The sequence below is a fragment of the Ruminococcus sp. AF17-1AC genome, from assembly GCF_003461385.1.
Classification (GTDB): domain Bacteria; phylum Bacillota; class Clostridia; order Oscillospirales; family Ruminococcaceae; genus Hominimerdicola; species Hominimerdicola aceti.
On record NZ_QTWZ01000006.1, the window covers coordinates 110,900 to 134,455 of the forward strand.

The following is a 23,556-nucleotide window of genomic DNA, read 5'->3' on the forward strand; positions in this document are numbered from 1 at the left end:
TCTTTCTTTATCGCTCTCTCTCGAGGCGACTTGTTTATTTTATCACTTTTATGCCATTTTGTCAAGCGTTTTGTACCGTTTCTATGTTTTTTATAGATATTTTCATTATTTTGCACAGAAACAGTACAAAACTTACACAATATTGACGATCAGAAGGACGTCGAATATATCTTTGACTCGCCCACATTATAAACTACTCCGTCACTGAATGTAAATACAGCTGTAAGCGTAAATGTACCCTTGCTATCTGTAAAAGCTCCGTTCTGAGAACGTACAGTAAGCGTTCTGCATTCATTAGTATAATTAACACCGAATGTCTTATTCACTTCCTCTATAGTTGATCCTGTCTTTATTCCGCCTATAGAGAACTCAGGACAGTTATCCAAAAACAATCCCATGACATCACAATCGCTTGCTTTCGCTTCCTCATAAGTGTTATTGTCAATTGTCATGCTTCCTGAATATCCTGTTGCACCATTACTGAAAAAAGTTTCCATATCTTCTTCCGCTATCACATAATTTTTCGGGTCAACGCTCTCAGAATAACCACCTAGACCTGCCGCCCAAAGACCCATATCCGCTACATCACTATACTTTGCAGGAAACGCAAATGCCCTGCCCTTTAATGTCATATCAAAAAGCCTTTCGTCCTGCACATATATCTCAGGGTAAACAGGGTCTTTTTCATCGAACTCTGTAGAGTCTTTCGTTTCATTTTTGGACGATGTGGTTTCCGCTTTGCTGTCGTTTGCATTACTATCTGTATTTTCTGTATTACTATTGTCTGAAATAATTCCGCCATTGTTGTCACTTATGTGGTCATTATCTGCTATCTGCGTATTTCCACCCATATTGTTGTTTGTATTGGGCGTATCGTCTGTCTTGCTGTTGTCGACCTTTGAATCATGTGTACTGTCGGCAATGCTGTCCTCTGTTTCGCCACCAGCTACTGTCTGATTTCCGTCAGAGCCGTTCCCATTTCTATTTATAAGGTCAGGCGACCAACTGTCATTGTACTGCACTGATGAACTGCCGCTTGTCTTTATGCTGTTTTTATCAGTTTTGCTGTCGGATAAAAACAGACCTGCTCCAACTGCCACGCACAGTGCCGCCGCACATACTCCGCCTATCCACATAGGTTTCCTGCTTACCGCCGCAGTATTTTTGAGCTTATTTTTCAGCTCCTCGACCTGCTCTTCATCAGGCTCTATCTGCTCTTTCATGCCTCTGAAAAATTCCTTATTCATAGAAATATCCTCCTTTCAGCTTTTCTTTCAACATTTCTCTTGCCCTTGTAAGCTGCATTCTCACCGTTCCACTGCGTACTTTCATTATCTTTGCTATCTCATCAGTAGACACCTCTTCAAAATAGTAAAGATAGACCACCATTCTGTATTTTTCAGGCAGTTCTGTTACAGCGCAGAAAACATCATTTTCCTCACGGCTTCTGAAAAAGCTTACCTCTTCCTTTCTTTCTTCAAGGGGAACTGTACGCCTGCGCCAGCTTGACAATGTTATCTTTTTGCACTGATTGAGAGTAGTCCTGATAAGCCAGAACTTCTCCTCATCATTGTCCTTGACTGTTATCCCCTTTCGATAAGCTGCAAGAAACACTTCCTGAAAAACATCGTCTGCATCTGCTTTTGAGCCAAGACGTGCTATAGCGATTCCATAAACGGTACTTTTATATTTATCTATAAGCCTGTCTATCTCTGAAGGCGTATTTTTCAAATTGACGTCCATTTGATCACCCCTTTATAATAAATACTTTTTCTCTCCCGAAATGTCACAAAATATAAAAATTTTTTTCAAAAGCCGCCTGAGCATATGCCCAGACGGCTCCACTTTCTTTAGAACAATCCCTGCTCCTCTGCAGCAGACGGCACATATTCCTCGTTCTCGATTATATAGTCCACCACTCTGCAATAGAAATCTGTAGGATTCATCTGAATTTTCGATTTTATATAATTTGCCTGCTCCTGATCAGGTGCGTAAAGAGTTATGTCCATAAGCACCATATCATCGTCACAGCAACGGCAATGCACGTTATAACCACGCTTTGCAGGCTTTATATCAAAGCTTACGTCACGATCGTTTTTAAGCTTGACGAACAGTCTTAGACCTGCCGCATATATCTTATCTCTAAAACTTTTCGGCACAAGTTTTTTGAATTTCTCAGCGCCCTCAATGCCCTTTTCAGTGAGCCGATAGTAATTCGTGCCTTCTATTTCCGCAAGCTCCAGCGTGCCGTTTTCCAACATTCTGCTGACAGCTTCCGTATATACAAAATAATTCACAACGCCTTCGCCCGTGGCTATCTCAGTAAGCTGATTAGGCGTACAAAGCTGATTTATCTGACCGAGAAAATAAGCCAGAAGTATTTGAACCTCATACACGTCGGAAATGTTCTTCATGTTCTCTGATATATGAGCCTCAGGATTTTGTACCAAGCTATCAATCCTCCTTTGGAAATTTCTCTAAAAATTTGGGTATTCAAGCATATGATTGAGCAAAGCTATATTAACAGCCGCCTCAACACATGGCACAGCCCTTGGAACAACACAAGGGTCGTGTCTGCCCTTTACTTCGAGAGTTTCATTTTTCATAGCTGAATAGTCCACAGTTGCCTGCGGTCTTGCTATTGACGGAGTAGGCTTGAAAGCAACTCTAAGTGTGATAGGCATACCAGAAGCTATTCCGCCCAGTATTCCGCCGTGATTGTTTGTCTTTGTCACAACGTGACCCTTATCATTTACATAGAACTCATCATTGTTCTCCGAACCTGTCATTTCCGCCACCTTAAAGCCTGCACCAAACTCCAGACCCTTTACCGCAGGGATACCGAAAATAAGCTGAGCTATAGAGTTTTCAAGTCCGTCAAAGATAGGCGAGCCGATACCGGCTGGAACATTGATAGCGATACATTCTATAATTCCGCCAACACTGTCCTTATCCTTTCTTGCCTTGTCTATCTCCTTTATCATTTCGTTGCCCTGAACGTCGATAATAGTCGGAAACTCTTTCTCACGAACTTCCCTTATCATATCCTTAGTGGTATTGATAGGGTCAAAAGCCTTATCCTTTATGCCATGGATTTCTGCGATATGAGCGCCCACATAGATACCTCTTTTTTCAAGTATCTGACCTGCCACTGCTCCTGCAAAGCATAGGGGCGCAGTAAGTCTGCCTGAAAAATGTCCGCCACCTCTTACATCATTGAAGCCTCTGTATCTCAATGCGCCTGTATAATCGGCGTGACCCGGTCTTGCAAGCCTTGAAAGATTTGAATAATCCTGTGAATGCTGGTCTGTATTGGCTATAAGCGCACAAAGAGGAGTACCTGTAGTCTTGCCATTAAAATAGCCTGACATTATCTGCGGCATATCCTTTTCTTTTCTCTGTGTAGAGGTCTTGTTCTGCTTAGGCGCTCTTCTTGCCATAAATTGATATATCTTGTCAAGGTCGATGCTCTCCCCCGGCGGTACATTATCCATAACAACGCCTATTGCAGGGCCGTGGCTCTCACCGAAAACGGTAAAGCCTATATTGTTGTTCCATGTTGATGACATTTTACTTCCTCCTGTCAGCTTATAAAGCCTGTATAAATAACGGCAGATACCCGCCAGATCAGTACAAATTTTTGTACTAGCCCACGTTAAGGCTCACGGCTTATCTCTCCTCCGATGCTCTCATATACCTCAAAGAAATCGGGATATGACTTGCTGACGCACTCCGCACCGTTTATCTTCAGTGGTGAAGTACATCTAGTGGCAGCCACCGCCATTGACATTGCGATCCTGTGGTCGTTGAAGCTGTCAACTTCTCCGCCATTCAGTGAGCCAACGCCCTCTATCTCCAATCCGTCTTCAAGCTCAGTTACCTTTCCGCCAATAGCATTAAGGCACCGAGAAATAGCCGAAAGTCTGTCGCACTCCTTTATCCTAAGACGTGCGGCATTTCGTATATAGCTTTTCCCCTCGCAGAAACTTCCTAGCACTGTAAGAACAGGCACAAGGTCGGGTATATCCGAACAGTCGAGGTCAAAAGGCCGCAAACCGCCATTTTTATTATACACTATTTTCTCGCATATTTCAACAATTTTTTTATCTCCCTGAAAAGATTTTTCAGAAAGCCCTGCGATATCAATATCACTGCCCAAAGAATTTGCCACCTTGAAGAAAGCCGCCTGAGAATAATCCCCCTCAACTCTGCCGCTGAAAGGCATATAACGCTGACCGCCCTTTACAAAATATCCATTCTCTGTTTCCTCAACCTGACAGCCATGCTCTCTCAATGTGCCTAGAGTTATGTCAACATATGGCTTTGACTCCAAATGAGAAGTGAGTATTATCTCGCTGTCCTCCTCAAGAAGCGGCAGAGCAAACAGAAGCCCTGTGATAAACTGAGAAGATATTCCACCGTCCACATAGAACTTGCCCCCTGTGAGCTTTCCATTAGTGTAAAAAGGCATAGTGTTGTTGTATTCAAAGCTTACACCATGCTTTGGAAACTCATCAAGATATGGTGTGATAGGTCTTTGCGGAAGCCTGCCCCTGCCGATGAACTGAGTATCCACTCCAAGCGCACAAGCAACAGGTATGAGAAATCTCAGCGTTGAGCCGCTCTCACAGCAATCCAAAACTGCGCTCTCAGGAATATCCTTTATGCCCTCTATCACAGCCTTGTCGCCGTCAAAATCTATTTTCGCCCCAAGCGCCCTCATGCAATCCATAGTCGCAAGGATATCCACCGAGGGATAAAGATTTGTTATCTCAGAAACGCCGTTTGACAGCGCCGCCGCTATCACCATTCTGTGTGCAACGCTTTTTGAGGGCGGAACTGTCACCTGTCCGCTGAGTTTTTTCGGAAATACAGTTATGTTCATCGCTATCCTCCGTTACATCTCTGTGATTATTTCAGCTATCTGCTCCTCGGATATCTCTTTGCCGTACTGATTTTCACCGAAGCACATCATCTCGCCTATTTCTTTTTGGAAAACAAATCTCAGTTTTCCGTCACGGACCTTTTTATCTGTATAAAGCTTTTTCACAAGAGCCTTTCTGTCAATATAGTCAGGTATTTTTGTAGGAAGCTTTGCCCTTTCAAGAAGCTTTTCCACACGCTGTTCATTTTCATGGGATATGAAACCAAGCTTCTCGCCCAATCTTGACTGTGCCACCATACCGATAGCTACAGCTTCTCCATGATATAGTCTATAATCAGACACAGTTTCGATAGCTCTGCCGACAGTGTGACCGAGATTAAGCACCTCTCTCAGACCCGACTCTCTCTCGTCTTTCATTACCACTTTGTACTTGACCTCGCAGTTTTTCTTTGCGATATACTCGCAGGCTTCACCGTCACATTCAAACACCTTTTCCACGTTCTTTTCAAGATACTCAAACAGCTCCTTATCACCAAGACAGCCGTGCTTGATAGTTTCTGCAAGACCGCTTGAGATCTGTTTTTCAGGAAGTGTTTTCCATGTGTCTATATCCAGATACACTTTTTTAGGCTGATTGAACAGACCTATAAGATTTGTAGCAAGGGGCGTATCAACGGCAGTTTTTCCGCCCACAGAAGCGTCAGCCGCCGCAAGGAGCGTTGTGGCATAATTCACAAAAGGCACTCCTCTGCCGAATGTTCCTGCAACAAAGCCTGCCAGGTCTGTGACAACTCCGCCGCCAACGGCTACCACACAGCAGTCACGGCGAAAGCCTTTTTCAAGCATAGAGTCCTCAACAAACTCTTTCATCTGCCTGGTTTTGGACTTTTCTCCCTCAGGTATCACAAAAAGCTCGGCTTTCAGACCTGCGGCATTGAGCCTGTCATAAATATCTCTGCCATAGAGATCCACAACGATAGAATCCGTTACAACGGCAAATTTCTTTATCTTTCCCACAAGACCGCCTTTAAGGTCGCTGACCAGCGTATCCTGCAATTTTCTGCCTATTTCTATATCATAAGAATCGTCCACGACCCTTTTAAGCTCGCAGTTGAATTTCATTAATATCAAAACCTTTCAGTACAAGTTTTTTACACAGCTATCATAAAAGCCTAATTGCCGTCTGAGCATTTCTCGGCGTCTATCGCAAGTGCAATGAGCAATCCTGCCAAAGCATTACGATCATCATAAACGTCTATGACATAAGTATCAGTAAGGTGCAAAAGCTCCTTTGACACATACATTATCTGTTCAGCACCGCTATAAACGGAATAGTCCCAGCCGAAAATATCACCGTCCACTCTCCAGCCGCAGAAATCTATATGGAACTTTGGCTTGAAAAATGTAAACTCTTTCTTTATACAGCCCATATACTCTCCGCCTATGTATATCTCAAAGGTAGGGAAAATTTTCAGCACCTTTTCTTTCAGCACGCCGACCTTGTTTCCCATGTTGTCGTATATCTCCAGCAAGTGACCCCATGCAAGTCTGCCTTTTACGCTGAAAACTGCGTTACCGTATTCGTCGCACACATCATAGCTGTCAAACCATGAAAAAAGCCTTTGTTTAAGCACAAGTTTCATCGCTCTTCCTCCTTTGTACTTTATCCATTTACAGTTCTAAAATATTATACCACATAACTGAATATTTGTAAAGAAAAAGAGGTGCGAAAACACCTCTTTTTCAATGTCTTGTTTATTCGTTTACATCAAGAGGCTTGCCCATGAACTCGGAAAGTGCCTTAACTTTCTTCATTGTTTCAGCGAACTGTGCAGGAGTAAGTGACTGCGCACCATCGCTCCATGCGTTCTTAGGGTCGTTGTGTACCTCTATCTCAAGTGCGTCACAGCCTGCTGTTACAGCGCAAAGTGCCATTGGCTCAACAAGTGAAGCGATACCTGTAGCGTGGCTAGGGTCGATAGTGATAGGAAGGTGTGTTTTCTGCTGAAGCAGAGGAACGGCTGAAAGATCGAGAGTATTTCTTGTGGCAGGCTCGAATGTACGGATACCTCTTTCGCAAAGGATAACGTTCTGATTGCCCTCAGACATTATGTACTCAGCGGACATGAGAAGCTCCTGAAGTGTTGATGAAAGTCCTCTCTTGAGAAGAACAGGCTTGTCGCTTCTGCCGAGAGCCTTGAGAAGTGTGAAATTCTGCATATTTCTTGCTCCTACCTGAACAACGTCAACGTCAGCAAAGCAGTCAAGATCAGAAAGATCCATGATCTCAGTAACGATAGGCAGACCTGTTATCTTTCTAGCCTGAATAAGAAGATCGATGCCCTCCTTGCCAAGACCCTGGAATGAATATGGTGAAGTTCTTGGCTTGAATGCGCCGCCTCTGAGCATTGTTGCACCTGCTTCCTTTACAGCGATAGCAGTTGTGATTATCTGCTCCTCAGTTTCAACAGAGCAAGGACCTGCAATGACCTGAAGCTTTCCGCCGCCTATCTTTCTGCCTGCAACGTCGATAACAGTATTATCAGGGTGGAACTTTCTGTTAGCATTCTTGTAAGGCTCCTGAACACGCTGTACATTTTCAACACATTCCTTAGCCTGAACTGCTTCTATATCGATCTGAGTTGTATCGCCAATAAGACCGATAACATTTGAATGAACGCCCTCTACCAGATTCGTCGATACGTGGAACTGGTCGAGCCAGTTCAAAAGCTCTTCTACCTGTTTTTCCTGTGAATTGTTTTTCAATACGATGATCATGTTACTTTCCTCCGAAAATCAAATTTGTATAGGCAATAAAAACAGCCGTGACATTCTTTTACAAGAAAGCCACGGCTTATAATAAACGCATATATAAAAACAGAAACTTCTCTATACGCCTATTCTGATCTCGTCGCTTTCTTCACACGCCAAAAAAACTCGAAGCCATAAAAGTAGCTCAAGCTCATAAAGAAGTATGTAAAGACTGCAGACATGATAACAGTAGACATATTCTGTTTTTTCCTTTCGATTTATTTGTTATTGCTAACCACGATTATTATACTCTCACAGGCAGGGCTTGTCAATAGCCCTGCCTGTGAGTTTACATTTTTTTTACGTTTGAAAAACACTTTATTCTTCGTTTTTCACCTTATAGCTTTCCACCAGATGATAGACCTTGATATCCACAAGAGCGTCAAGAACGATACCATCAGCGGTATAATCCTCGCTGAATATCCTGCCCTCCTGCCTTATGGTGTTCACAAGACCCGCCTTGTCAAAAGGCAAAAGAAGCCTGCATCTTACGCTGTTTTCGGGTAATGCCTTTTGTATAGCCGCAAGCAGGCTGTCAATGCCTGTGCCGTTTTTGGCGGATATCTTTACCGCTTCACCTGATGTGTCAAGCTCGTTTATATAAGGCACTTTGTCGCACTTGTTGAACACTGTCACCACAGGTATTCCCTCACAGCCAAGCTCTTTGAGCAGTTCAAGGGTAACTTTTGCCTGCTCCTCGCAGTCATCAGCCGAGGCGTCGCACACATGGATTATAACGTCCGCACTTGCCGCCTCTTCAAGAGTGGATTTGAAAGCTTCCACAAGCTGATGCGGCAGACGTCTGATAAGTCCTACCGTGTCAATAAGCGTCACCGACCTGCCGTCAGGAAGCTCTATAGCCCTTGATGTTGTTTCCAAAGTCGCAAAAAGCTTGTTCTCTGCAAGCACGCCCGCTTCTGTAAGATAATTAAGCAGTGTGGATTTGCCCACGTTTGTATAGCCCACTATCGCCGCTGTAAGAACACCGTCTTTCTTGCGACGTTTTCTCATAAGCCCACGACGCTTCTCTATCTCCTTAAGCTCGTCTGAAAGTGCCGCAATGCGTGTTCTGATGTGTCGCTTGTCAGTTTCAAGCTTCGACTCACCAGGACCTCTTGTGCCGATACCACCGCCAAGACGTGACATATTAGTTCCCATGCCTGCAAGCCTTGGAAGTCTGTATTTGTTCTGTGCTATCTCTACCTGCAATCTGCCCTCACGAGTAGTCGCACGCTGAGCAAAGATATCCAGTATGAGCATAGTTCTGTCAATAGTGAAAACGCCGCACACGTCCTCGATATTTCTTATCTGTGTGGCTGTCAGTTCGCAGTCGAAAACTATCCTGTCAATATTTTCATTTCTGCATATCTCAGCCATTTCTTCAAGCCTACCTGAGCCTATGCAGGTGCCGCTGTCAAAGGACGGTCTTTTCTGCGTCACTCTCGCTATCACCTCACCGCCTGCTGTTTCTGTCAGCTCTTCAAGCTCGTCAAGGGAAAGCTCCACGTCATACGAACCTGTGTCCACTGCCGCAAGCAGCACACGGTCTTTCTTTATTGTGTTGTCAAACATTTCTGCCATATTAATCACTCCTAATGTCTGTTATCAAGCCGCTCTTCGGCTTTTTCAGGCATAAAAAAACACACCCTCAGGCGTGTAACCAAAACGTTATACGGAAGAGTCGGAGCGGCTTGTGCCAATGCACCTGCCTGATATTCGGTTTAATAATTTCTCACCCATATTCTTGTAATTCTCATGTCATCCGACGCTCCTTTCGTAAAATATGTTTTATTATATCACAGCCATTATATTTTGTCAAGCATAAAAACAAAAAACAGGCTGCCTTTTTCAGACAGCCTGCAAATGTTATTCATAATCGCTTTTAAGAATACTTCTCTTGTGCTTTTTTTCCTCATAAAGCAGGATATCAGCATGGCTGAGAAGCTCTCCTATCTCAAGCGTGGCACTGCATATGAACGGATAAACGCCTACGCTCGTATGGATTATATATGGCTTATCGGCGGCATATTTAATATTGTATTCTCTTGTGACCGCTTCTATATGGTTTCTCATTGACGGGATATCTATTGCGTTATCAAGAAAAGCGCATACAACGAACTCATCGCCACCTATACGACCCACTATCTCACTGTTGCCAAAAGAGTGTTTAAGTATCTTTGCCGCAGATAGTATAGCAAAGTCGCCCTCCTCGTGACCAAATTTATCATTTATGGTTTTCAGACAGTCAAGGTCGGCAAAGACCATGATAGCCTTTTCACCCTCGTTTTTGTCATTGCTGAGTCTTTTACGAAGCTCCTCAAAAAATCCCCTTCGATTGTAGCAACCCGTCAAAGCGTCCTGCCTTGAAAGATCTCGAAGAAGCTCATTGTTTTCCTTGATCTCGATAAGGCTCTTTTTAAGCTGCTTCTGGGTAACAGCCTGCTGCTTCATCAAGGTTATTATTTTAAGTGCCGCACAAAGTTGAACTGTCACCGACTGCAAATAATTAAAATACTCATGCTTTATCTCACACATCAGTATTCCGTAATGCTCCTCGTTAGAGAACAATGGTGATACCACTAATGTATAACGTCTGTCTGTTGGCAAATACTTATTCGACAACAGCTCTGTATACTTTACAGCCTGCTCTTCATGTGGGAGCTGGATAGCGTCAGAACCATTGTGATAGGCTTTGAGATACATATATTCCGGCGGCTGCCACTTATCTGTGCCAAGGTGAATAAGGGCAGGCTCGAAGCTGAACAGAAAGCTTGATTCCATATGAAGCCTCGTAAGCTTATCCACAACAGTTTCATATGCTCTGTCATCATAAGCTTCAAACACAAGCATATCCCTTGTGATGGAGTTTGCCTGCCATGCAAGAAACTCATTATCCTCAAGCTTTTCCTTACAGTAATTCGCATTGCGTTCTGCCAGTATCTTGTATATCTGAATAAAAGTCTGATTTAACTTCAAATGCTTCTCCATGTTGTCAAAACGAGAGATAAGCTTTTGCTGAATATACTCAACAGAAGCATAAAGCTCATCAACGCTCACAAACCTAAAAAATTCTTCACTGGCAAGAGTTGAGATCATTTCTAATACCTTATCTTTTTTGACCTCATTATCAAGATTTTCCTCACGGGCATAATCATCAAGAGCATATATTATCTTGACGTAATTTTCTCGCATTTTCGCAGTTGTTTCACTTGCACTGTATTTATTGAACAAAAACTGTCCCATTCTTCTTGCAAACGCTTCCGGATCATCTGATATGCGTCCAAAAGATATGGTCTTTAATTTTGAGTTGCCCTGACATCCACAGGAATTTCTTCTTACCATTCCCGAAGAGATCTTATCGTTGTTTATAGCCTTATTTATAACATAGTTCACAGCCTCCTGAACGGCATGATAGCCAAGTTCAGAAGGGTCAGCCTTGACAGTCGTCAAATGCGGATTAAGCTCCTCAGCCACGGGATCGTCGTCAAAGCCTGTCACAAGGATATCCTTACCGGGACGTATCCCACGCTCTTCCATAGCCTTATAGCCTGCAATTGCCATCTGGTCGTTTGCAAAAACGATAGCATCAAGTTCTGGATTATCGTCAATTAGCTTTCCGACTTCGTCAACACAGAATTTCGAAAAATTACCATATGCAACACGCTTTTCGTCATAGATGATACCATTTTCCTCAAGAGTTTCCTTGTAAACGTCAAGTCTTTCAAGGGCATCATCACTTGTTTTAGGTCCGCTTACCATACCTATCTTTTTACAGCCATGCACCTTTATAAGATGTTCTATAGCCTCCTTCATTCCCGTTCTGTTGTCGAGCATGATACAAGGATAACCATCAATATGTGCCGTTATAGTTATAACAGGCGTTCCAGCAAATTTTTTCAGAAACTGAGCCTTATGCTCGTTGTCAAGATATGTTCCAAGTGTGCCGATAAGCACAAGCAGAACGTCGAACTTATTTGCCGCCGCCATATCGAACAAAGTATTATACTGATACTCATACACCGTTCTCAGCTTGTCGGCATAGATCCCATCTATATATCTGCCTGGAAAAATAACGAGGTCGGCGTCGCACTGCTCTGCGCCTATCATTGCGCCCTCTGCAACCGCATCGTCAAAATCATCTTCAAGGTGGCTCACCAAAAGTCCTATTTTTATACGTCTGCGTTTAGCAGTATCATTCATCATCTCATGATCCTCCGTACAAATCAGCCGTGCTGCTTCAGACGATCTAAAGCAGCGTCACACAAGGCACGCCTATGTGCTTTGCCTTATTCGTTTATCTTAATATTTTTCTTACAGTCAGTGACCGAAAGCATACCCTCCGGACTTCCAATTTCCCAACCGTCGCCTGTAAGGAACATTACATCAAACTGACAGCTTTTTGCTGTCACGTCACCTTTGCCTGTTTTATCTCCAACGCCTGAAACAGAACCACCCTCGCAGTAAAGCGTAAAGACAGTATTTTCAAGTTCACAGTCAAGCTTGCCGCCCCTTGTTCCCACACAGTTGAGAGTTCGTCCTTTCATGGAAATGTTGAGCCTGCCATCGAGAATACATATCTTTCCTGTCCCGTTACTCATAACTCCCACTGCAGTCAGATTATTTCCCGAAAGCACACAGCTAATGTTATAGTCTGAAATGCTTATATCAGCACTGCCCTTTACGGCACCAATGCCCACTGACATTCCTGCCGCAAGCTTTAGTCTGCAGCCACAGTTTGATATAGTCACATCTGCGTCGCCATCGATGCTTCCAATACCAACGCACCTATCGCCACTGCAATTTACAGCTATATCACCGCCTGCAATGACAATACCATCTTTGCAGCCTCCTCCGCCTATGCCGACGCACTTGTCGCCATTTGCAGTTATATCAAGAACACCTGTCATTGCGACAGTTATCCTTCCACAAGGCTGCTTGCTGTCAGTACCTATTGCATAGCAATCCTGTGATTCTGATCTGATATAAAGCTCACCTGAGCCTACAAGCTCTAACGACGATCCCTCAGGAACATAAATACCTCTGCCGTCTATACGATCTTCACCGCTGCACACTATCCTTACTCTAGAGCCAGTGCCAAGCTTTATGTTCGGCAGTTCACCATATGTAGTGAGCCATGCGTTTTTCAAGTGAATGACGCAATCAACGCCACTACCAACTGTCACAGACAGAGGCACCGCACAATCGTCCTCAGCCTTTCCTGAAAGAGTAAATGTACCTGTGCCGAGAAAAATGTCAGAATATCTTTTTTTATACATCTCAGCAAGGTCGATAACGTCATTATCCTCAGCGTGGAAGACCTTTTTATCTTTATCTCCAGCCTCGATACTGTAAGCCACTATCTCCTCACGGATATTTTCCGAGATATCGTGGATAAGCACAGGCTTCGGCTTAGAAACATAATAACCCTGAATAAGATCGACGCCGAAATATATCATGGTTTTAAGTTCTTCGCTTGTTTCAACACCCTCTGCAAGTGCGGTATATCCGCTTGAATGGAAATATTCCACCATTTTTGAAACTATCTTCTGAGCCTTAGGATTCTGGTCAATGCCAGAAATGAGGGAACGGTCTATCTTTACCACCTCAGGATCATATCGCAGAAGATTCGATGTATTTGAGTAGCCTGTGCCGTAATCGTCAATAGCAAGGCTCATATTGTTCTTTTCAAGACGCACCCTTATTCTATCGAGGTCGTCCTCGCTTATCTCTGTCTGCTCTGTCATTTCGATAACGACCTTTTCAAGAAGTTCACCATAGTCATTGACGATCGCATAAAAATCCTTATCGTCAAGAGCATGAGATGATATTGAATTTATATACAGCCTGCGGTTTTCAAAATCAAGCTGATGCTTGCTGAGATATTTAAGAGTATTTTTCAGTGTAGCTTTCTCTATATCGTAAAGTCTGCCAAAATTTTTAGCACAGTTGAGTATCTGAAGCGGATTGAGTGCTATATTTCCCTTTGTTCTCATAAGCGCTTCATAAGCGACTATCTCGCCTGTTGAAGCACTAACGATAGGCTGAAAATGATATGTAAACAGATTTTTATCAAGAAGCTCTGAAAAAGCCCTGATATTCTCGATATCACTCTTCTGCTTTGCATATTTTTCAGGATCAAAGCAACAAATACTGCCTGCACCCTTTGCCTTAGCTTCATAGAGTGCAAAGCCTGCTGCGTGCATGAGTCTTGCTGGCACTTCAAAGCCGCTGCTTATGCCTGCCGTCACAGACAGCGAATGATTTGAAGACGATCTCACTCCAAATTCATCTGGCAGGCAACACTCCTTCACCGCTTTACGTATATTGTCAGCAAACTCCTCAGGCTTACCTCCAAAGCGTGGAACATATATCCAAAACTGACCGTCTGAATTGAATGCCGTCACAGTATTTTCAGGCAAAACCGCAACAGCCGCCTTAAGTGCCTCCCCTATGCAGTAGTCTGAATCCAAAAGCTTCCCTGCTCCATCAAATCTTACAAGAGCAAGCAATGATGAGCGTGTCATTCCATCAAGAAGTCTTACAAGCTCTGATTGTGGTATAATGTCGATCCCTTCAAAAACACTTTTTGACATATATTCTTTCGACAGATACACTATTCCGGCGGTAATGCCACTTGGAGTGTCAAGAAGTTCTATACACAACGGCAGGCCAAGATCTCGTCCTCCGCCGTTCAATGCAACTATATCTCTGAACTTGTCATAATCTGTGTTCTCTCTAAGTCCCATAAGAGCACGACAGTTTTCATCGGCATAAAACTCTCCGCTTTTCTCGTCCATAACAAACCCGCCGATATTGTGCCATATTGAACAAACCTTTCCCCAGACAGCACCAAAATAGCTTTGCCACAATTTATTTTCCATATCCATGATCTTCACCATGCCTGAATATACGACTGTGTTCAGACAATCCTTCCTTTGGAGATTTGTTAATTTTTTATATTTTTATAACTAATTATTTATCAAGCCTATTATAACATAATCCCGATAAAATTACAATAGCGACTAAGGAAAAGATGTTACAAAATCGTGCATGGAATTTTGTATATCTGTTTGACTTAGCTGGTTTTTGGTAGTATAATATAAGCATACACACAATGGAAAGTTAGGATAAAATGACAGATTTTCGCAATAAGTATTCAGTGCTTCAGGACTTTTTCGGACACTCTCAGTTCAGAAATGGTCAGGAGCAGATAATAGACAGCATACTTGCAGGGCGTGACTGCCTTGGAGTTATGCCAACAGGCGCAGGCAAATCTATGTGCTATCAGATACCTGCCCTTATGTTTGACGGGATAACCATAGTTGTTTCGCCTCTCATATCCCTTATGAAAGATCAGGTGAACTCGCTGATACAATCAGGAGTGAGGGCAGCGTATCTGAACTCGTCACTGACGGCGGCACAGTATGAAATAGCTATATCAAACGCCGCCCGTGGTATGTACAAGATAATATATGTTGCACCTGAAAGGCTGATGACAGGATCGTTTCTGTCACTGGCTTCGTCGGTGAAGATATCCATGCTTGCGGTGGACGAAGCCCACTGCGTTTCTCAGTGGGGACAAGATTTCAGACCTTCCTATATGAAGATACCCGAGTTTCTCGGCAAACTTCCCTACCGCCCTATCGTCAGTGCATTCACCGCCACTGCCACCGCAGAAGTAAAAGCGGACATTATCAAAATGCTTGAACTCCGTGACCCTTTCACCATAACCACAGGCTTTGACAGAAAAAATCTCTACTTTGGCGTTTCTCACCCTCATGACAAATACAGTGAAACAGTGAGGATAGTTGAGAAATACAAGGACAACTGCGGAATAATCTACTGCTCCACAAGAAAAAATGTTGAGAGCGTGTGTGAAAAGCTCTGTGCCGACGGCTACAACGCTTCACGCTATCATGCAGGACTTTCTGATGAGGAAAGGCGTAAAAATCAAGACGATTTTATCTTTGACCGTGTCCAGGTCATGGTGGCGACCAATGCTTTCGGCATGGGAATAGACAAATCAAACGTGAGCTATGTCATACATTATAATATGCCTAAGAATATTGAAAGCTATTATCAGGAGGCAGGCAGAGCGGGACGTGACGGAAACGAAGCAAAGTGCATTTTGCTCTACAGCGGTCAGGACGTTGTGACCAACAAGTTTCTTATAAACAATTCTCATGACAATCCCGACCTTGACGATGACACTCTTGAAATGATACGCAAACGTGATCTTATGCGTCTGAAAAAGATGACCGATTACTGCAACACAAACGGCTGTCTGAGAGAGTTTATCCTTGGATATTTCGGTGAGAAGCAGGACAAGCCTTGTCAGAACTGTTCAGGCTGTTTGGGTGATTTCGGAGAAACAGAAGAAGTTGACGTTTCTGTAGATTGCCAAAAAGTGCTTTCCTGCATTTATAGACTTCACCAGCGAAACCTTTCTTTTGGAGCAGGTGTCATAGCACAGATACTTAAAGGCTCAGACACCGAAAAGGTAAAGCGCTTTGATCTTTCCACGCTTTCGACATACGGCATAATGAAAGACTCCACGCAGGTCTATATCCGCAGGCTCATAGCTTTTCTTGAAGCTGATGATTACATCACACAGACTTCACACGGGGATTTTTCTGTGCTTACCCTTACAAGAAGGTCTGCAGAGATATTAATGGACAAAAAGACTATTACAATACGCCTACCAAAGAAAAAGCCAAAGAGCGAAACGGTCACAAAGATCGGCAGAGACGAAGTTACGACATTCGACAAGGAGCTTTTCGGACGGCTTAGAGCTGTGCGGAGCAAGCTTGCGACACAGGCGAGTCTGCCTGCATATATCATTCTTACAGACGCTTCACTGCGTGATATGTGTATAAAGCTTCCTAAGACGCAGACGGAGCTTTTGAATATCTCAGGGGTGGGAAAGTCAAAGCAGGAACGTTATGGAAGATACTTTGTAGCTGAGATACAGAAATATCTCAAGGAAAATCCTGACGCTGCTTCGGGTTATAAATATATCCCAGAGGGCTATCTGCAAAAGCAAAATGCGGTTGGCGGTCAAAGCACAAAGGAATATATAATTGCCCACGCAGGTGAGCTTTCAGGCAAGGAACAGGATATGACTCTTTCAGAGGTATGCGACAGCATTTTCTATCAGCTCGGCACAGACGGCGATATAAGAAGCATAAAACTTGCCATAAAAGAATGGCTCATAGGTGAAAATTATCTTGCAAAAGACGGTGCAAACGGCAGGGGCTTTCTTGAAACTACAATACTTTCCCCCGAAGCAGGAATAATAGAGCGTGAAAAAATATCACAGCTTGGAAACAGCTACAAGACGATACTTTTTCCAAAGCAGGCGCAGGAATTTATTTTTGAGAACATAGAGGAGATACTCAGCAAAGATGTACAAAACTAATAATAAAATGCGGTTTTGTGACAAATATTTATGTTTTCATACAATTTAGGTGGGGAAAATCAGAAAAGCTATTGAAAACCCACGAAAAAAGCAGTATAATAACAATAGTACATAAAACGACACGGGAGCTGAATGCTTTTCGGCTGAGAAAGAGCAAATTGATGTTCTGACCGCACCTGATATGGGTAATGCCAGCGTAGGAAAATAGTGTGTATATCTATGCGTGTGCCCTTTTATCAGGCATACGCATTTTTTGTACGCAGAAAGGAATGGTATAATATGAAAAATTCAAAAACACTCACATTGGTCGAGGGTGCAGTAATGGTGGCACTGGCAACAGTGCTTAGCTTTATCAGAGTATACAAGCTCCCTTGGGGCGGCTCTATCACACTGCTCTCCATGCTTCCTATAGCCGTTTTCAGCATTAAGCATGGCGTAGCAAAGGGTCTTGGAGCGGCATTTGTTTTCTCTCTCATTCAGTTCATTCAGGGTATCACAGACGGACTTTTCGGCTGGGGACTTTCTCCTATAATGCTCGTTGCCTGCATATTCATTGACTATCTTGCAGCCTACACAGTTCTCGGTGTGGCAGGAATTTTCAGAAAGAAAGGCGCAGTGGGCTGGATAACAGGAACGATGATAGCAGTTTTCCTGAGATTTGTTTGCCACTTCATCAGCGGCGTTGTTATCTGGAAGTCATTCGGCGCACTGTGGGACGGCTTCTCAACAGACAACAGCGTACTCTACAGCCTGCTTTACAACGGCTCATATATGCTTCCTGAAATGATATTCACAGCTATCGGTGCGTTTGCACTTTTCGAGATACCTCAGACTAGAAAGATACTTTCCACACAGGATAAATAATCACACATTGCAAAAGGCTGGCAGTCTGCGGCTGTTTTCATTCATGCAAAAAAAGGACGAACACAAAATGTTCGTCCTTTTATTTATCAGTTATAACCGCAGGCAAGACGTTTCTCAAACTCAGCCGCAGGCAGAGGCTTGTCAAATACAAAGCCCTGAACGGCATCACAGCCAACTTCTCTGAGATAGTCAAGCTGCTGCTCAGTTTCAACTCCCTCGGCGATAGTTTCCTTGCCAAGCTTTTTAACCATTTTTATAATGTAATAGAACATTATAAGATCTTTATCCTTGCCCTCATAATCCTTTTCAAGAGGAATAAAGGACTTGTCTATCTTTATTACCTGCAGATCAACGTTCTTTATCACATTGAGCGATGAAAAGCCAGTACCAAAATCGTCCATAGATGTGACGATACCATTAGCTCTCAGACCATTCACGATCTCTGTGATAAGCTCAAAATTCTGATAATCCTCGCTTTCAGTAAGCTCTATTTCTATAAGCTGGTGATCAAGCTCGTATTTGTCGATCAAGGCAACTATATTGCCTATCATATTTTTTTCTTCCAGGTGCTTCCTCGAAAAATTCACTGATATCCTCAAAGGTTCAAAACCCATATCTATGCGTTTTCTCAGCCATTTGCAAACTTCTTCAAGCACATAGTAGTCAAGCTTTATTATGCTTCCGTCATTCGTGAGAAGCGGAATAAACTCCACCGGTGCTGATAACCTTCCCTTTCTATGCCAACGTACAAGGGCTTCTGCACCAAATATCTTCTTGGTTTCGATGCGTACCTTTGGCTGATAATACACCTCAAACTCACCTGCCATAAGCCCAGCCATGAAGTTTGACAGCACTCCCTGAATTTTCATCAGTTCTTGTTTTATATTTTCGGAATACTCCATTACATGGCCTGCGCCAACTCGTCTTGCAGCAGCATATGCAATGCTTGCACGAGCCATTACTTCTCTTGGATATCTTATACCCACAGTTGACGAATATCCGATGGTTGCACTAAAAATAAAATCCTTTGATACTTTGCCATCGTCATACCTTATGTTCATAAAGCTGAGCATATCAATATATTCTCTGAGCGATTCGTTCTTTACAAGCATAACGAAATTATCGCCGCCAAGTCTTGCGATCATCTCACCATCTGAAAGATTTCGGTATATAGTCTTTGTATAATTACGCAAAACAACGTCGCCCTGTTCGTAATTTAATACCTTATTTACATATTTGAAGTTATGTATATTGAAAAAAATTATACTGAAATCCTCTATCCTGTTTTGCGCTATAAGCATACCGGCATAGTTTATCAAAGCGTCTAAAGTTGCTGCACCTGTTTCGATATCCGTTTTTATAACATGAGTAACAAGCTCCTGCATAACTACCCTGTTAAACTGGATAAACACGGTGTTTGCAATTATCTCTACGATATTCCTTTGCTCGTTATCAAAGCCATTGGAATTACCAGAATAAAAGGTCACTGTTATAAAGCCGCCTTCAAACAAAGGAAAACTTGCCTCAAAAGGCTCGTTTTCCACGTCCTTCTCTCTGTCATAAAGCACCATGAGCATATCTGCTCCATCCTCACAAAGCTTTGTTGCAGGCATTTTCACTGCAAGCTCCGCTCTGACGATGTCAAGCTTGTCTGCCACAGCAGCCACAGCACTTTTCACCTTGGCACTGCATTCGTCCATATCTGCCGAATCTTCATATATCGTTCGGAAGAAAAGCATCAAATCATTATCAAAATTCATTTTTATCCCCACTAATTTTTTATTCAATGATCACGTTCAGGAAAACGTTTTCAAAAATACCTATACTTACCTTATTTCATTTTACTACTTTTTATAAAAAAAGTCAAGCAAACATAGCAAAACGCCGTCCTTTTCCGACGGCGTTTTATCGTCTTAGTAGCTATAGCTGCTCTCACCTACAAACTCCCTTGCAAGGGAATTTACAGGCACACTTTCGAGCATCACCGGCTCTATCTCCTCAAGGGCTTTTAGCATAGGCAAAAAGCGTTCAAAATCCTTATAACTCCTGCTCTCACGTCGCAGTGTATCCAAAAGATAGTTCTTATACAAGGCAGGCTCATAAGCGTGAAAAGTATCCACTGAAAACTCAGCCCTGTGCTTGTATGGCATTATATACTTGTTCTCACCAGCCTCAACGCTGTCGAACATATCTAGTGTTTCCGCTGCACTTCTGCCACGGAAAAATCCGTCCCTTATGAGTCTGCGCATAAGCCTGATATAGCAAGGATGCAGAAGCTCACCGTCTTTCAATTCAAGTCTGCTTCTTACACTGACATACATACATCTTGCATAATCCCCAGCCGCACCTGTGACCTCTGGATTAAGGGCATGGATACCCTCAAAAACAACTATGTCGTTTTTGTTTCGTCTGAGTTTTTCTCCATCACGCCTGCATTGTTCTGAAAATTCAAACTTCGGCAGAACTACCTCCTCGCCACTGTTTATCATTTCCATATGCTCATAGAGAAGCTTTCTGTCTATCCTGTCAGGAGATTCATAGTCAGGCTTGCCGTCCTCTCCTATAACAGCGGTGAAGCTGTCAGAAGGCAGAAAATAATCGTCCATAGAGATAGTGTGGGTGTGTATCCCCCTGCTGTCAAGTATTTCCTCTATTTTCAACGCTGTTGTGGTCTTGCCCGCCCCTGACGGACCTGCCAAAAGCAATATAGGCTTCTCCTTTTGATGCTCCTCGATGCTGTCTGCAATGGCAACGAGCTTTTCATTATATTTTCTGTCGCACTCTTCAACAAAAAGCTTTTCGTCACCTCTGACCTTTCTGTTTATAGCACTGACGTGTATCTTTTTCATTGTGTGGTTTGTTCCTTTCGTATGCGTCAGGCAACACCACACATAAAGCGTGCAGTGTTGCCCTGTATCTCATATTATATGTACAGCAAAAGCTAATCGTTCCACTTTGCACAGATATTATTTATGGTATCAGTGAGCTTTGCAAGATCTTTATTCGTAAGACCTGAGCTTTTGTTTACCAAAGCCGTCAGCCTGTCAAGAGCGCTGAGCAGACGCTGATAATTAGGCGACGCACCTGTCTTCTTGACTATCTTTATAGGGGTCGTGTTTTTGAACTCGCCGCTTATAAGGTCAAGTTCCGCACCGCTGTATGGTGCAAAGGCGTTAAGCCCGAAATCGTTACGCAAATGCTCCTTATACGCCTCGGCAACAGAATCCTCGCCGTGGTTGACAAAGACTTTCTTAGGCGGCTTTTCATAGCTTTTTATCCACCTGTCCAGACCATCAACGTCAGCATGACCGCTCACGCCTGGCAGCACCAGTATCTCAGCCCTGACAACGATTTCCTCGCCGAAAAGCTTTGCAGTTTTTGCACCCTCCACAAGACTTCTTCCAAGGGTATTCATAGCCTGATAGCCCACAAAAAGTATAGTGTTTTCAGGTTTCCACAAATTGTGCTTGAGGTGGTGTTTTATTCTGCCTGCCTCGCACATACCGCTTGCGGAAATTATTATCTTAGGCGTGTCGATAAAGTTTATGGCTCTTGACTCGTCACTTGTGACAGCGATATTAAGTCCGCTGAAAGTGATAGGATTTATGCCCTTGTTCACATAGGACATTGCCTCTTCATCGAAACAGGAATTTTTGTTTTTATTGAATATCTGCGTTGCCTCGATAGCAAGCGGAGAATCCACATACACAGGAAAATCCCCATGACCCGTCACCATATTCTCCGCCTTGATATGCCTTATAAAATACAGCAGTTCCTGAGTTCTGCCCACTGCAAAGGACGGTATAACAAGATTTCCTCCCCTATCAAAGGTCTTTTGAATGACCTCTGCAAGACTCTTTGCATAGTCCTTCGGCTTATCATGGCGACGGTTACCGTATGTGGACTCCATTACAACATAATCTGCCTCCGTTATATACTGCGGATCTCTGATAAGAGGCTGGTCAAGGTTTCCTATATCTCCCGAAAATACGATCTTACGTTCTTCACCGTTCTCTGTGAGCCATATCTCGATGCTTGATGAACCAAGCAAGTGACCTGCGTCGATAAAGCGTACCTTTATGCCCTCGGATATCTCCGTCACCTCACTGTATGGGTGTGGGCAAAGGCAGGCAATAGCCGCCTCTGCGTCTGCCATAGTATAGAGTGGCGACACCTCGCCAGTGCCCTTACGTTTGCCCTTTCTGCTTCTCCACTCTGCTTCAAACTCCTGAATATGCGCTGAATCTCTCAGCATTATCTCACATAAATTACAAGTGGCCTCCGTTGCGTGTATCTGTCCAGCAAAGCCGCCTGCCGCCAATAGTGGAAGCAGACCTGAATGATCTATATGAGCATGAGTCAGCAATACAAAATCTATATTTCCAGGAGGACAAGGTATCTTCGCATTTTCAAAATAGTCAACGCCCTGCTCCATTCCGAAATCCACCAGAAATCTCTTTCCGCAGGCTTCTATATATGTACAGCTTCCCGTTACCTCATGTGTTGCACCGATAAAATTAAGTTTCATTGCCCTTATCCCCTCGTTTCGTTCATATTCTGTGACAGTATCTCTATCACACTTACATTATAGCACATTCCAAGTGTGATTTCAAGCATTTTGCATAAAAATATTTGATTATCGGCAATTATTTTGTAAAGTCTGAAAGAACGTCAAGTAATAATGAGGTAAGCAACAGCATATAGATTACTACAGAAAAATTTAATGGGGTGTGAACAATGAATGGATCCGAAAAGGAACGATGTGTGCTGCTTGGAGAATATGTTGCGGCACACAGAGCCACGGTACGCTGTGCGGCAAAGGAATTTGGCATAAGCAAATCCACAGTACATAAGGATCTGACAGAACGTCTGCCGAAAATCTCTCCTCAGCTTTTCAAAAGCGTAAAAGAGGTCCTTGAGGAAAACAAACGTGAAAGACATATAAGAGGCGGAATAGCGACCAAGCATAAATATGAACAGCAGTTCAAAAAGGCTGTAAAATAACAGGCGTAAAAAGCTAGTATTTTTAAATTTACAATTTGATCTTACAACAAAAGACTGCATTACGACCATTTTCAGGTCGATATGCAGTCTTTTGCTTTTACTTATTCTGTATATTATTATAATTCAATTAAATGATGCCTTATATTCATTTCCCCACTTCTCCATAGCGTCTAAAATAGGACGCATGGTCTCGCCAAGGTCGCTTAGCGAATACTCTACTCTCGGCGGCACTTCTGCATAAACAGTGCGAACGATTATCCCGTCTGATTCCATTGCACGGAGATTTTCCGTAAGCACCTTCTGACTTATACCTGTCAGTGACTTTTGAAGCTCATTAAACCGCCATGGACGCATACGCAAATTGCGCAGGATAAGCAGTTTCCACTTGTTGCCGATAAGCTGCACAGTTGTTGCTATAGGACATTCAGGCAGATCTTCTTTTCTCAGCATATTATCACCTCAATTGTTTCATTTAGAATGTTACATTCATTATAGCATATTACAAGCCCAAAAGCAACATTAGTTTTATTCATATAATGTTTACAATTTTGTTTTTACATAAAAACAGCGTTTT

At 43.1% G+C, this 23,556-nt stretch carries 18 protein-coding genes and 1 riboswitch; of the genes, 3 read left to right on the forward strand and 15 right to left on the reverse strand.

What is annotated here, in order from left to right:
• Window positions 1-149 precede the first annotated feature (149 nt).
• The 11 genes from DWW81_RS06155 to DWW81_RS06205 form a co-directional block, all read right to left on the reverse strand.
• Window positions 150-1,247 (reverse strand): hypothetical protein, encoded by a 1,098-nt coding sequence (locus DWW81_RS06155; protein WP_117897694.1) that lies wholly within the window; start codon window positions 1,245-1,247, stop codon window positions 150-152.
• Window positions 1,240-1,743 (reverse strand): sigma-70 family RNA polymerase sigma factor, encoded by a 504-nt coding sequence (locus DWW81_RS06160; protein ID WP_117877962.1) that lies wholly within the window; start codon window positions 1,741-1,743, stop codon window positions 1,240-1,242. The genes DWW81_RS06155 and DWW81_RS06160 overlap by 8 nt, the downstream gene beginning before the upstream one ends.
• A gap of 107 nt (window positions 1,744-1,850) precedes the next feature.
• Window positions 1,851-2,450, reverse strand: coding sequence for a DUF4364 family protein (locus DWW81_RS06165; RefSeq protein WP_022288567.1), 600 nt, complete (start codon window positions 2,448-2,450; stop codon window positions 1,851-1,853).
• Window positions 2,451-2,477: 27 nt separating this feature from the next.
• Complete coding sequence (gene aroC, locus DWW81_RS06170; RefSeq protein WP_038671275.1) at window positions 2,478-3,569, reverse strand: chorismate synthase; 1,092 nt, start codon at window positions 3,567-3,569, stop codon at window positions 2,478-2,480.
• An 86-nt stretch (window positions 3,570-3,655) separates the two neighbouring features.
• A complete protein-coding gene (gene aroA / locus DWW81_RS06175; protein ID WP_117897693.1) occupies window positions 3,656-4,885 on the reverse strand; it encodes a 3-phosphoshikimate 1-carboxyvinyltransferase in 1,230 nt (409 codons plus the stop codon).
• A gap of 12 nt (window positions 4,886-4,897) precedes the next feature.
• Window positions 4,898-6,007, reverse strand: a complete 1,110-nt coding sequence (gene aroB / locus DWW81_RS06180) for a 3-dehydroquinate synthase (protein ID WP_117897692.1) — start codon at window positions 6,005-6,007, stop codon at window positions 4,898-4,900.
• Window positions 6,008-6,057: 50 nt separating this feature from the next.
• The gene (locus DWW81_RS06185; protein ID WP_117897691.1) at window positions 6,058-6,528 is read right to left on the reverse strand and encodes an LURP-one-related family protein; all 471 of its coding nucleotides are present in this window, start codon (window positions 6,526-6,528) and stop codon (window positions 6,058-6,060) included.
• A gap of 112 nt (window positions 6,529-6,640) precedes the next feature.
• Complete coding sequence (gene aroF / locus DWW81_RS06190) at window positions 6,641-7,663, reverse strand: 3-deoxy-7-phosphoheptulonate synthase (protein WP_038671269.1); 1,023 nt, start codon at window positions 7,661-7,663, stop codon at window positions 6,641-6,643.
• 351 nt (window positions 7,664-8,014) lie between these two features.
• Entirely contained in the window at window positions 8,015-9,268 is a 1,254-nt protein-coding gene (gene hflX / locus DWW81_RS06195; protein ID WP_181982684.1) for a GTPase HflX, read from the reverse strand.
• 294 nt (window positions 9,269-9,562) lie between these two features.
• Window positions 9,563-11,899 carry a GGDEF domain-containing protein gene (locus DWW81_RS06200; RefSeq protein ID WP_117897690.1) on the reverse strand — a complete coding sequence of 779 codons (2,337 nt, stop codon included), beginning with the start codon at window positions 11,897-11,899 and terminating at the stop codon, window positions 9,563-9,565.
• Between the two features lie 83 nt (window positions 11,900-11,982).
• Window positions 11,983-14,577 carry a GGDEF domain-containing protein gene (locus DWW81_RS06205; protein ID WP_181982682.1) on the reverse strand — a complete coding sequence of 865 codons (2,595 nt, stop codon included), beginning with the start codon at window positions 14,575-14,577 and terminating at the stop codon, window positions 11,983-11,985.
• Between the two features lie 251 nt (window positions 14,578-14,828).
• Between DWW81_RS06205 and recQ the strand changes: the two genes are divergently transcribed.
• Both recQ and DWW81_RS06215 read left to right on the forward strand, forming a co-directional pair.
• Complete coding sequence (recQ, locus tag DWW81_RS06210; RefSeq protein ID WP_117897688.1) at window positions 14,829-17,114, forward strand: DNA helicase RecQ; 2,286 nt, start codon at window positions 14,829-14,831, stop codon at window positions 17,112-17,114.
• Window positions 17,115-17,225: 111 nt separating this feature from the next.
• Window positions 17,226-17,335: riboswitch (TPP riboswitch) on the forward strand.
• Window positions 17,336-17,393: 58 nt separating this feature from the next.
• Window positions 17,394-17,978 (forward strand): energy-coupled thiamine transporter ThiT, encoded by a 585-nt coding sequence (locus DWW81_RS06215; protein WP_117897696.1) that lies wholly within the window; start codon window positions 17,394-17,396, stop codon window positions 17,976-17,978.
• Between the two features lie 86 nt (window positions 17,979-18,064).
• On the opposite strand, the gene DWW81_RS06220 is transcribed toward DWW81_RS06215, so the two are convergent.
• The 3 genes from DWW81_RS06220 to DWW81_RS06230 form a co-directional block, all read right to left on the reverse strand.
• Window positions 18,065-19,738, reverse strand: coding sequence for a bifunctional diguanylate cyclase/phosphodiesterase (locus DWW81_RS06220; protein WP_117897687.1), 1,674 nt, complete (start codon window positions 19,736-19,738; stop codon window positions 18,065-18,067).
• 153 nt (window positions 19,739-19,891) lie between these two features.
• Window positions 19,892-20,827, reverse strand: coding sequence for a nucleoside kinase (locus tag DWW81_RS06225; RefSeq protein WP_117897686.1), 936 nt, complete (start codon window positions 20,825-20,827; stop codon window positions 19,892-19,894).
• A 92-nt stretch (window positions 20,828-20,919) separates the two neighbouring features.
• On the reverse strand, window positions 20,920-22,506 hold the full coding sequence (locus tag DWW81_RS06230; protein WP_046441600.1) for an MBL fold metallo-hydrolase: 1,587 nt from the start codon (window positions 22,504-22,506) through the stop codon (window positions 20,920-20,922).
• A 209-nt stretch (window positions 22,507-22,715) separates the two neighbouring features.
• Here DWW81_RS06230 and spoIIID point away from each other — a divergent pair, with 209 nt between their 5' ends.
• Window positions 22,716-22,982 (forward strand): sporulation transcriptional regulator SpoIIID, encoded by a 267-nt coding sequence (gene spoIIID, locus DWW81_RS06235; protein ID WP_038671255.1) that lies wholly within the window; start codon window positions 22,716-22,718, stop codon window positions 22,980-22,982.
• A 123-nt stretch (window positions 22,983-23,105) separates the two neighbouring features.
• On the opposite strand, the gene DWW81_RS06240 is transcribed toward spoIIID, so the two are convergent.
• A complete protein-coding gene (locus tag DWW81_RS06240; protein ID WP_117877944.1) occupies window positions 23,106-23,432 on the reverse strand; it encodes a helix-turn-helix domain-containing protein in 327 nt (108 codons plus the stop codon).
• Window positions 23,433-23,556: the final 124 nt, after the last annotated feature.